A 10,716-nucleotide genomic window follows, 5' to 3' on the forward strand; every position below is an offset into this window, starting at 1 on the left:
GCTGTGACCGGTCACAGCACCGAGGTAGTCGACGTAACACCGAGTTACATGCCCGCTGCTACCTGCACCTCCGCCCGCTACTCCGCCTTCCGGCGGCGCGCGGACGGCTTGCGGTCCGACGGCTTGGTCACCGGCTCGCCGGCCTCGACGAGGGCGGCGCGACGGGCGGCACCGAAGCCGGCGAGGGCCTCGACGAGGAGCTCGACGTCGGGCTTGGGGGCCATCACGTCGACCCGCAGGCCGTGCTCCTCCGCGGTCTTGGCGGTGGCCGGACCGATCACCGCGATCACCGTCGACGGGTGCGGCTTGCCGGCGATGCCGACCAGGTTGCGCACGGTCGAGGACGAGGTGAACACGACCGCGTCGAACTTGCCGGTCTTGATCGCGTCGCGGGTCGGCGCCGGCGGCGGGGCGGCCCGCACGGTGCGGTACGCCGTCACGTCGTCGCACTCCCAGCCGAGGTCGATCAGGCCGGCCACGAGGTTCTCGGTCGCGATGTCGGCGCGCGGCAGGAAGACCCGGTTGATCGGGTCGAGCTGCTCGTCGTACTCCGGCCAGTCCTCGAGGAGGCCGGCGGCGGACTGCTCGCCCGACGGGACCAGGTCCGCGCGCAGGCCCCAGTCACCGATGGCCTGGGCGGTCTTGTCGCCGACCGCGGCGATCTTGAGGCCGGAGAACGCGCGGGCGTCGAGGCCGTACTCCTCGAACTTCTCGCGCACCGCCTTCACCGCGTTGACCGAGGTGAAGGCGATCCACTCGTAGCGACCCTCGACCAGGCCGCGCACGGCCTTGTCCATCTGCTGCGGGTTGCGCGGCGGCTCGACGGAGATCGTCGGGACCTCCTCGGGCACCGCGCCGAACTCGCGCAGCCGGTTGGACAGCACGGCCGACTGCTCCTTGGTGCGGGGCACCAGCACCCGCCAGCCGAACAGCGGCTTGGTCTCGAACCAGGAGAGCTTCTCGCGCAGGTCGACCACCTCGCCGACGACCGTGATGGCCGGCGGGGAGATCCGGGCCGCCCGAGCGTCCGCGGCGATCCGCTCCAGCGTCGAGGTGATGGTCTGCTGCTCGGTGGTGGTGCCGACCCGGGTCATCGCCACCGGGGTCTCCGGCGAGCGGCCGATCGCGATCAGCTGCTTGGCGATGTCGCCGATCTGGCCGACCGCGGAGAGCAGGACCAGGGTCGGGGTGTCGCAGTAGCGGCTCCAGTCCACCTTCTCGCCGCAGGTGACCACGGCCACCTCCCGGTGGTCCTTGGTGGTCAGCGGGATGCCGGCGTAGGCGGGGACGGCGCCCACCGACGAGACGCCGGGGACGACCTCGAACGCGATGCCGGCCTTGGCGACCGCCTGCGCCTCCTCGGGCCCGGAGGCGTAGAGGAACGGGTCGCCGCCGAGCAGGCGGACGACGCGCAGGCCGCGCTTGGCCTGCTTGACGACCACCTTCGCCCGGGCGGCGTGGGTGAGCGGCTGGCCGTCCTCACCGAAGCCGCCGTCGACGATCTCCGGACCGGAGCAGGCCTCACCGGTCTCCGACACCGCCGCGAGCCGCCCGCAGACGACCTCCACGAGGGTGACGTGTCCCGGTTCCTCGGTGATGACGACGTCGGCCTCCTCGATCAGCCGCACGGCGCGCACCGTCAGCAGGTCGGGGTCGCCGGGGCCGGTGCCGACGAAGGCGACGCCGCCGGCCTGGACCTGGGAAGCGGACGTCGTGGCGGTTCCCGTGGAGCCGCGGGACGAGGCGTCTCGGAGGGCAGCCTGCTTGCTGGCTGTCGTGGCTCGCGTCATGCGTTGTGCACCTCTGCGGATCGTGCGGATGGGTCGTGGGTTTCACCGGCGGGAGCCCCGGTGAGCTGGCCAGCTCCGTCGTCGAGCATCTCGGCCGCCAGCCGATCCCCCAAATCGGCCGCGGTCTGCGGCCACTTCACGACGTCGTCGCCCAGGGGCGCCGACGCCGACTTTCGTACGGCGAGCGCGCCGTCGGTCGACAACGCGACCGCACGCAGCCAGAGCTCTGGGCCCGTCTCGCCCTCCGCCACCTCGGCCAGCGCGCCGATCGGGGCCGAGCAGCCACCCTCGAGCGTGGCGAGGGTCGCCCGCTCGGCGGCGACGGCGGCGCGGGTGGCCGGGTCGTCGAGGGCGGCGAGGGCCTCACGGGTCTCGGCGTCGTCGGCCCGGCACTCCACGCCCAGGGCGCCCTGCCCGGGGGCCGGCAGCACCTGGATCGGGTCGAGCACCTCGGTGACGTCGCCGAGCCGACCGAGCCGGGCCAGGCCGGCGCGGGCGAGCACGACGGCGTCGTACTCACCGGAGCGGACCTTGCCGATGCGGGTGTCCACGTTGCCGCGCAGGCCGACCAGCTCGACGCCCAGGCCGAGCGCCTCGATCTGCGCGACACGGCGCGGCGAGCCGGTGCCGACCCGGCTGCCCGGCGGGAGCTCGCCCAGGGTCAGCCCGTCGCGGGCGACGACCACGTCACGAGGGTCCTCGCGCGGCGGCACGGCGGCGAGGGCGATGCTCTCGGCCGGGGTCGTCGGCAGGTCCTTGAGGGAGTGGACCGCGACGTCGACCTCCCCCGCGAGCAGCGCGTCGCGCAGCGCGTTGACGAAGACGCCGACCGTGCTGTCCGCCGACTCCACCTGCGACAGCGGTACGCCGGAGGCCTGGCTGCGGTCGCCCTCGGTGGTGATCTCGACGAGCTCGGTGTCGACACCGAGCCGCTCCCGCAGGGCGGCGGCGACGTGCTCGGACTGGGTGGTGGCGAGGGCGCTGCGCCGGGTGCCGATCCGGAGCGTCCGGGTGGGTGTGCTCATGACGGCCCCTCCTCGACGCCCATCGGCCGGGTCACGGCGTCGACGGCCTCGGGGTCGAGCGCGAACAGCTCGGCGAGCGCGGCGGCGTAGGAGACGGCGCCCTGCTCGTTGGCGAGCTCCTTCACGCGCACGGTCGGCTCGTGGAGCAGCTTGTCGGCCACGCGGCGCACGGTGTGCCGGATCTCGGCGCGGGTGGCGTCGTCGAGGTCGGGCAGGCGGCTCTCGAGGCGGGTCATCTCGGCGTCGACCACGCCGGTGGCCATGGAGCGGAGGGCCACCACGGTGGGCGTCACGCTGGACTGGCGGCGGGCGGCGAGGAAGGCGGTGACCTCCTCGCCGAGGATCCGCCGGACGTCCTGGACCTCCCGGCCGGTCTCGCCGCCCTGGAGCAGGTCGGCCAGCTCGGCCAGGCCGATCCGGCTGACGCCGGGCAGTACGACGACGTCGGGGGCGATGTCGTGCGGGAGGGCGAGGTCGATCAGTGCGAGAGGTCGGCCGGCGACCTCCGCCCGGGCGGACTCGAGGCCTCCTCGGTCGATCAGGGTGCCGGCGGAGCCGGTGCAGCTGATCACGATGTCGGCGCGGCCGAGCTGCTCGGCCAGCGCGTCGAGCGGGACGGCGTGGCCGGAGTACAGCGACGCGAGGCGCTGTGCGCGCTCGGGTGACCGGTTGACGACGGCGACGTGGCCCGCACCGAGCCGGCTGACGGTGGCGGCGGCGAGGCCGGCCATCGCCCCGGCGCCGACCACGGCGACGTACTTGCCCTCGACCGGGCCGACGACCTTGCCCACCTCCGCGAGCGCGGCGGTGACCAGCGTGGGCGCGACCTGCTCGATGCCGGTCTCCGCACGGGCGCGCTTCCCGACCCGCAGCGCCTGCTGGAAGAGCAGGTTCAGCGCCGGCCCGACCGTGCCCAGCTCCTGGCCCCGGCGGAGCGCCTCGCGGGTCTGGCCGAGGATCTGGCCCTCGCCGACCGCCATCGAGTCCAGCCCTGCGGCGACCTGGAACAGGTGGGAGATCGCGCCGTCGTCGTAGTGGACGTAGAGGTGGGGCAGCATCGCCTCGGTGGACTCGCCGGCACGCTCCACGAGGAGCCGGGAGATCTGCTCGATGCTGCCGTGGAACCGCTCGACCTCGGTGTAGATCTCGAGCCGGTTGCAGGTCGCGATGACGGTCGCCTCGGTGACGTGCTCGCACGACGCCGCGTCGGCGATCAGCTTCTGCACCCCGTCGTCGTCGAGCGCGACGCGCTCCAGCAGCGAGACGGGTGCCGAGTTGTGGGAGATGCCGACGACCAGGACGCTCATGCCGCACCCCCGTCGGCCTCGGCCGGCGCGGTGTCGGCGCCGTTGGCCTTGCGCTGCTCGTGGTAGGCCAGGATCTGCAGCTCGATGGAGAGGTCCACCTTGCGCACGTCGACCCCGTCGGGCACCGACAGCACGGCCGGCGCGAAGTTGAGGATGCTGCTGATGCCGGTGGCGACCATCCGGTCGGCGACGTCCTGCGCCGCGGCCGCGGGGGTCGCGATCACGCCGATCGCCACGGCGGAGTCGCGGACGATCGCCTCGAGGTCGTCGAAGGGCCGTACGGCGACGCCCGCGACGACCTCCCCGGCCAGCGCCGGGTCGGCGTCGAGCAGCGCCACGACCCGGAAGCCGCGGCTGCGGAAGCCGGAGTAGTTGGCGAGGGCGTGACCCAGGTTGCCGATGCCGACGATGACGACAGGCCAGTCCTGCGTGACGCCGATCTCGCGGGCGATCTGGTAGCGCAGGTAGTCGACGTCGTAGCCGACGCCGCGGGTGCCGTAGCTGCCGAGGTAGGACAGGTCCTTGCGCAGCTTGGCGCTGTTGACGCCCGCGGCGGAGGCGAGGTCCTCGCTCGAGCAGGTGCGGATCCCGGTCTCTGCCAGGGCCGTCAGTGCGCGGAGGTAGACGGGCAGGCGCGCGACCGTGGCCTCGGGGATGACCCGGGCGGGATCCGTCGAACTCCGTGCGGTCACAGCTCCACTTTCCAGCCGCGCTCGCCGGCGCTGCGCGACCGGATCACTCTAAGAGCTTGTGAACGCGCGAACAAAATCTCTGGGGCGCCGGGCGAGCGAGGGCTGCGTCACCCGGCTCTCCCCTCGGTGACCCGGCTCCGCCGCCCGGCCGCCGGCCAGACCAGGTACCGGTACGCGACGAAGTTCAGGGCCAGGCTGCAGCCGATGGCGGCCAGCTTGGCGGCCCACAGGCGCAGGTCGGCGGCCGAGAGCTCCGCGTCGCCGAGGCCGGGCAGCTGCGCCAGCAGCCACAGCCAGCCGTGGATGAGCAGCGGCTGCGCGACCCACATCACCACGCCCGTCGTGGCGACGAACAGCAGCGCGTGCCGCAGCGTCAGCCGGCCCGCCCCGAAGGTGAACAGGCCGTTCACGACGAAGCTGAAGGCCATCCCGGCCGAGGTGGAGAGCAGGTTGGCCAGGGTGATGCCCAGCCGGTCGTGGAGGAGGACGAACAGCACGGTGTCGATGGCGGTGTTGCAGACCCCCACCGCCGCGAAGCGCAGGGCCGTCGAGCGATGGCTCAGGGCCGTGCCCCGGCCTCGATCACGGCAGGGTCCAGGGCGCCCATGTCGCGGTGGCGACGGGGCAGCGCCCGGCCGGACTCCCGCGCGACCATCGCGACGGTGTAGAGCGGACGGTCCTGCGCCTCGACGTACACCCGACCCAGGTAGCTGCCGATGACGCCCATCATCACCAGCTGGATGCCGCTGAGCATGAACATGCCGACACCGAGGAACGCCCAGCCCGGCACCGACTCCTCCGGTCGGAAGAGCCGCACCCACAGCACGTAGCCGCCCAGCAGCACGCTGAACGCGGAGATCGCGAAGCCCAGCCGGGAGATCATCCGCAACGGCGTCGTGGAGAACCCGAGGATGCCGCTCGCCGCGAAGCTGAGCATCTTGCGGAGCGGGTAGCCGCTACGCCCGGCGTGGCGCTGGTCGCGGTCGAAGAGCAGCGCCTCCTGGCGGAACCCGACGTGCGCCACGATCCCGCGCAGGAACCGGTCGTGCTCGCGGTAGCGGACGACCTCGGCGACCACCCTGGCGTCCATCAGCCGGAAGTCACCGACGTTGCGCGGGATCTCGATGGAGGCGAGCCGGTCCAGCGCCCAGTAGAAGACCCAGGCGGTGGCCCGCTTGAAGGCGCTGTCCTTGCGCGTGCGCCGCTGCGCGTAGACGACCTCGACGCCGTGCTCCCAGCGCTCGATCATCTCCAGGCTCACCCGCGGGGGGTCCTGGAGATCGGTGTCCATCACCACCACCGCATCGGCGGCGTGGGTCTCGGCGACCAGGTCGAGGCCGGCGGTGACGGCCACCTGGTGGCCGTAGTTGCGGGAGAGCTCCACGACGGTGACCCGCGGGTCGCGCTTGCGGAGCTCGACGAGCCGCTCGAGGGAGGCGTCCCGGCTGCCGTCGTCGACGTAGACGAACTCGAACTGGAGGTCGGGACGCTGCTGGGTCGCCGCCACGAGCGCCGCGTGGAAGGCGGCGATGTTGGCCTCCTCGTTGTAGACGGGGAGGACGTAGGCGATCCGTGCCGGACCGGTCTGGAGGTCGGGGGAGCCATCCATGTCCGGCACTCTAGGCGACCCCGCCCCCGGCCGTGCCGCCTCCGGAATACCCGCAGCGTCAGGTCCGCCACACGCCGACGCACCGGGCGACGCCGTCGGCGGTCAGACCAGGAGCGCCCCGACCAGCACGGCGACGACGAGGCCGGTCAGCGCACGGAGCAGCAGCTGCACGCGGCCGAGCCAGCGCACCAGCCCCGCGTCCCGGGGTGCCGGCCCGGCCGCCACCAGCCCCTCGGCGGCCACCGCCCCGTCGGTCCCCACGGATCCGGCGGCGGGCGCCGCCGCGTCCCGCGCCGCCTGCCGCTCGCGCACGAGCGAGCCGGCGCCGAGCGCGAACAGGAGCCCGGCCGTCGTCCAGTAGCGACCACCGCCGAGGTGCACGAACGGCTGCACCAGCAGCCCGCCGAGGGAGAGCTTGACCAGGACGTCCAGCACCCGCGCCCGCAGGCTGCGCCGCACCGGGGCCAGCAGCGACGCCGCGCCCAGCGCCACCAGCGGGACGTAGAGCACCCAGGTCACCACGTCGGCCGCCCGCTCGCCCGCCCGACCGACCGGTCCCCGACCCTCGGGCGGCGCCAGGTGGCCGGTGAAGTTGGTCGGCTGCAGCGAGTAGGCACCGAGGTTGTAGATCGCCTGGTCGAGGTACTCCCCCACCGTCAGGTCGCGCAGTGCGTGGTCGCTCATCACCTTGAGCACCTCGACCTCGCTCGTGCCCGTCGCACGGCCGACCTCACGGGCGTAGCGCACCGGCCGGAACCACACGGTGCTGTCGGGGTCGCAGCCGCCGAAGCAGATCTCGGAAGGGTCGCCGAACGTGGTGGCCAGCACCGTCGGCACGGTCGTGGTGGTCAGCACCCGGCTCCCCAGGCTGTGCGACGCGTACGCCGACCAGGGCGCCAGCAGCACCGCGAACACCGCGGCGGCGACCGCCGCCGACCCGGCCGCGCGGAGCCGGGCACGCCCCCGGAGCATCGCCATCGCGGTGACCACGGCGAGCACGCCGAGACCGGCGAGCAGCACCGAGGTGCTGGAGCGCAGGTAGAGCACCACGATCGCGAGCAGCCCCAGCACGGCCCCCTCGCGGAGCGACGGCGGCGCACCCCGGCGGAACCCGTCGAGGATCGTGGCGAGGTGCATCAGCAGCAGGACCAGGACCAGGCCGGCCACGAGGTCGCCGTACGCGCCGTAGGTCAGCACGACCCAGCTCGGCACCAGGCCCGGGACCAGCGCGACGCAGGCCCAGCCGGCACCGAACCTGCGGGCGACGGCGCGGACCGCCGCGACCACCAGCAGCAGGGTCACCCCGCCCAGGTAGCCGCGCAGCAGCCAGGTCGGCGCCTCCGGGAAGAGCAGGTAGAGGGGAGCGAGCAGCACCGACATGCCGGGCATGAACCAGCCCGAGGCGACCACGTTGCGCTCCACCTCAGCCAGGTCCGGCTCGCGCAGCGCGAACAGGTCGCGCACCAGGTTGGAGAGCGCCATGCCGCCGTTGACGTAGGCCGTCTCGTCGCCGAACGGAGGGCTGTGCACCACCAGCGGGAAGACCAGCAGCTTGAGCACGACGTGTGCCACCAGGAGCCGGCCGAGCAGCACCTCCGGTCGCGGCAGCCGACCGAGCAGCCGCTCCGGCCGCGGGAGCCGGGCGAGCAGGAGGCTCACGACCCGGCCAGCCAGCGCTTGGTGGACCTCGGCTCGCGGCATGCCGGGTCGTCGCTGGCCAGCCGGGCCACCGGCAGGTCCAGCACGAACTCGCCCCGGACCAAGGTCTGCTCACCGGTGCCGGGCAGCTCGAGGGCGTCGATGGTCAGCACCTCGCCGGTCACCGGGTGCCGGAGCTCGCGGAACCGGCGGTCCGACGGCACCGCGCCGCTCTCCTCGCCGGTGACCTGGAACCCGACCGCCGTGAACGCCGCCACCAACAGCCGGACGGCCTCGTCCAGGTCGACCAGGTCGTACTGCCCGCGCAGCCGGCGGCGCTCGCCCGCAGCCGTCCGGACGTCACCGTCCCAGCGCACCTGGTAGGCGAGCCCGTCGAGCCGGGCGCCGCCCGGCAGCGGGTAGCACCCGCGCTCGAGCGGGTCGACGGTGCTCGTCGGTCGGTAGTTGTTGGTCGGCACCGCCCGCCCGAAGGAGTGGCTGAGCAGGAGCAGGACTAGCAGCCCGAGGACCGCGATCCCGACGCCGATCCGACGGGCGGCGGCCGGGACGACGGGACTGCGCATGATGGGGCCGAGGATAGACGCACCGCGGGGTCGCGGGAGCGGCGTTCCTCAGCCGCGCAGCGCCCGCCGAAGGCGGTCGGGGCTGACCCGCCAGAAGTCGTGCTGCCTGCCGTCGACGAAGGTCACCGGGATCTCGGTGCCGAACCGGTCCGTGAGCTCGGGGTCGCCGTCGATCGAGACCTCCTCGTAGGACTCGTCGAGCTCCGCGCAGACCGCCTCGATCACGACCCGTGCGTCGTCGCACAGGTGGCACCCGGGCCGGCTGTAGAGGGTGACGCGCGGCGCCGCGCTCACGGCTGCTCCAGCAGGCCGAGCGCCTTGCGCCGCTCCTCGCCGCGCAGCATCCCCTTGCGGATCTTGCCGGTGACGGTGCGCGGCAGGGTCTCCACGACCTCCACCCGGCTCGGTCGCTTGTACGGCGCCAGCCGCTCCTCGCACGCCGCCGTCACCGACTCGACGAGGCCCTCGCCCACTGCCAGCACGTCGGCCGGCACGACGTAGGCCACGACGGCCTCGCCGGTCACGTCGTCGGGGGCACCCACCACCGCGGCCTGCCGCACACCGGCGACGTCGCGGATCACCGCCTCCACCTCCGTCGGGTAGACGTTGAACCCCGAGACGATGACGATCTCCTTGACCCGGTCGACGAGGAACAGGTCGCCGTCGGCGTCGAGGAAGCCCACGTCGCCGGTCGACCACCAGCCGTCGTCGTCGGGCCCGTCGGCGCCGTCGGGCCAGTAGCCGCTGAACAGGTTGGCGCCGCGGATCTGGATCTCGCCGGGGTCGTCGGCCTCGGTCGCGCCGAGCTCGTGCCCCTCCTCGTCGACGAGCCGGACGTCGATGCCGCGCAGCGCGGCGCCCACCGAGCCCGGCTTGGGCTGCGCGGACAGCAGCGTGCTGGTCACGACCGGCGCCGCCTCGGTCAGGCCGTAGCCCTGGTGCACCGGCACACCGGCCCGGGCGGCGAACTCCTCGACGACCTCCGCCGCGAGCGGCGCGGAGCCGGAGAGCACCATCCGCACCGGTCCGAGCCGCTCGGCCAGCGCGTCGACGTGGCGCCACGCGGCGAACACGGGCGGGGCCACCGGCACCACGCTGCACGCCTCGTCCTCGATCAGGTCGAGGGTCCCCTCCGGGTCGAACCGGTCGGCGAGCACCAGCTTGGCGCGGTGGCGGAGCACGCCGCCCAGGACCGCGTTGAGGCCGTAGACGTGGAACAGCGGCAGCACGCCCAGCACGACGTCGTCGGCGTGGATCATCGGCGGGTCGACCGACGCCACCTGCTCCACGTTGGCCAGCAGGGCCCGGTGGGTGAGCATCGCGGCGCGCGGCAGCCCGGACGTGCCGCTGGTGTAGAGCAGTACGGCGAGCTTCTCCGGGTCGGGGAGCGGCGGCACGGCCCGCACCTCGGCGGGCCGCAGGTCGTCGTACGCGAGCTCGTCGGGGCCGGTCGCCACCCCGTGGCCGACGACCCGTGGAAGGGGCCGCCCCTCGGCGGCGGCGGCCTCGGCCACCTCCCCACGAGCCACCGCGTCCCGGACCGTGCCGACGGTGTCCGCGTCGGCGACCACGAGCCGGGCTCCGGAGTCGGCGAGCAGCCGGGCGACCTCCTCGGCGGTGGAGCCCGGGTTGACCGGCACCGCGACGGCCTGCGCCCGCAGGACCCCGAGGTAGGCGGTGACGAACTCGAGGCGGTTGCCCATCACGATCATCACCCGGTGGCCGGCCAGCACGCCGGCGGCGCCGAGGCCGGTCGCCACCCGGTCGACCTCGCCGTCGAGCTCGCTCCAGGTCAGCCCACGGCCGCCCGCCTCCACCACGGCGAGGCGGTCGGGCAGCTCCGCCGCGGCCGACGTGACCAGCGCGGCCACGTCGGGGGGAGCAGACGCCTCGGACAGCGACATGCGCTCGATCCTACGCGTGTCGCCGCGCCGCGCGCCGGGCGCCGGACGTCTCTACAGTGGCCTCCATGGCCCCGACCGCGGACCGGCACCGTCGGCTCAACCTCCAGCAGCGATCCCGGCTGGCGGGCGAGGCGGCCGCGGGCGCCGCCCCCGGGGGGTCCCCCGGC

General features: G+C 74.0%; 10 protein-coding genes. All 10 read right to left on the bottom strand.

All coding sequences use genetic code 11. From position 1 onward, the window contains the following. Positions 1 to 77: 77 nt before the first annotated feature. Positions 78 to 1,790: a bifunctional uroporphyrinogen-III C-methyltransferase/uroporphyrinogen-III synthase gene (locus ACPOLA_RS18875; protein ID WP_435772050.1), complete on the bottom strand. Its 1,713-nt coding sequence runs from the start codon at positions 1,788 to 1,790 to the stop codon at positions 78 to 80. After that, positions 1,787 to 2,815, bottom strand: a complete 1,029-nt coding sequence (hemC, locus tag ACPOLA_RS18880) for a hydroxymethylbilane synthase (protein WP_435772051.1) — start codon at positions 2,813 to 2,815, stop codon at positions 1,787 to 1,789. The genes ACPOLA_RS18875 and hemC overlap by 4 nt, the downstream gene beginning before the upstream one ends. Beyond that, complete coding sequence (locus ACPOLA_RS18885) at positions 2,812 to 4,122, bottom strand: glutamyl-tRNA reductase (protein WP_435772052.1); 1,311 nt, start codon at positions 4,120 to 4,122, stop codon at positions 2,812 to 2,814. The genes hemC and ACPOLA_RS18885 overlap by 4 nt, the downstream gene beginning before the upstream one ends. After that, positions 4,119 to 4,814: a redox-sensing transcriptional repressor Rex gene (locus ACPOLA_RS18890; RefSeq protein ID WP_435772053.1), complete on the bottom strand. Its 696-nt coding sequence runs from the start codon at positions 4,812 to 4,814 to the stop codon at positions 4,119 to 4,121. Before ACPOLA_RS18890 ends, ACPOLA_RS18885 begins: the two co-directional genes overlap by 4 nt. A gap of 107 nt (positions 4,815 to 4,921) precedes the next feature. Then, a complete protein-coding gene (locus ACPOLA_RS18895; RefSeq protein WP_435772054.1) occupies positions 4,922 to 5,341 on the bottom strand; it encodes a GtrA family protein in 420 nt (139 codons plus the stop codon). 32 nt (positions 5,342 to 5,373) lie between these two features. Further along, positions 5,374 to 6,423 (bottom strand): glycosyltransferase family 2 protein, encoded by a 1,050-nt coding sequence (locus tag ACPOLA_RS18900; RefSeq protein WP_435772055.1) that lies wholly within the window; start codon positions 6,421 to 6,423, stop codon positions 5,374 to 5,376. Between the two features lie 102 nt (positions 6,424 to 6,525). Next, the gene (locus tag ACPOLA_RS18905) at positions 6,526 to 8,082 is read right to left on the bottom strand and encodes a hypothetical protein (RefSeq protein ID WP_435772056.1); all 1,557 of its coding nucleotides are present in this window, start codon (positions 8,080 to 8,082) and stop codon (positions 6,526 to 6,528) included. Continuing rightward, positions 8,079 to 8,645, bottom strand: a complete 567-nt coding sequence (locus tag ACPOLA_RS18910) for a hypothetical protein (protein ID WP_435772057.1) — start codon at positions 8,643 to 8,645, stop codon at positions 8,079 to 8,081. The genes ACPOLA_RS18905 and ACPOLA_RS18910 overlap by 4 nt, the downstream gene beginning before the upstream one ends. Positions 8,646 to 8,693: 48 nt before the next feature. Continuing rightward, positions 8,694 to 8,939, bottom strand: a complete 246-nt coding sequence (locus tag ACPOLA_RS18915) for a glutaredoxin family protein (RefSeq protein WP_435772058.1) — start codon at positions 8,937 to 8,939, stop codon at positions 8,694 to 8,696. Continuing rightward, on the bottom strand, positions 8,936 to 10,549 hold the full coding sequence (locus ACPOLA_RS18920; RefSeq protein ID WP_435772059.1) for a class I adenylate-forming enzyme family protein: 1,614 nt from the start codon (positions 10,547 to 10,549) through the stop codon (positions 8,936 to 8,938). Before ACPOLA_RS18920 ends, ACPOLA_RS18915 begins: the two co-directional genes overlap by 4 nt. Positions 10,550 to 10,716: the final 167 nt, after the last annotated feature.

The organism is Nocardioides proteolyticus, assembly GCF_051280635.3.
Taxonomy (GTDB): domain Bacteria; phylum Actinomycetota; class Actinomycetes; order Propionibacteriales; family Nocardioidaceae; genus Nocardioides.

What these genes read in the sequence shown, in the direction of transcription:
- ACPOLA_RS18875 (WP_435772050.1), bottom strand. Translation starts at nt 1,790, where the DNA reads ATGACGCGAGCCACGACAGCCAGCAAGCAGGCTGCCCTCCGAGACGCC.
- hemC (WP_435772051.1), bottom strand. Translation starts at nt 2,815, where the DNA reads ATGAGCACACCCACCCGGACGCTCCGGATCGGCACCCGGCGCAGCGCC.
- ACPOLA_RS18885 (WP_435772052.1), bottom strand. Translation starts at nt 4,122, where the DNA reads ATGAGCGTCCTGGTCGTCGGCATCTCCCACAACTCGGCACCCGTCTCG.
- ACPOLA_RS18900 (WP_435772055.1), bottom strand. Translation starts at nt 6,423, where the DNA reads ATGGATGGCTCCCCCGACCTCCAGACCGGTCCGGCACGGATCGCCTAC.
- ACPOLA_RS18910 (WP_435772057.1), bottom strand. Translation starts at nt 8,645, where the DNA reads ATGCGCAGTCCCGTCGTCCCGGCCGCCGCCCGTCGGATCGGCGTCGGG.
- ACPOLA_RS18920 (WP_435772059.1), bottom strand. Translation starts at nt 10,549, where the DNA reads ATGTCGCTGTCCGAGGCGTCTGCTCCCCCCGACGTGGCCGCGCTGGTC.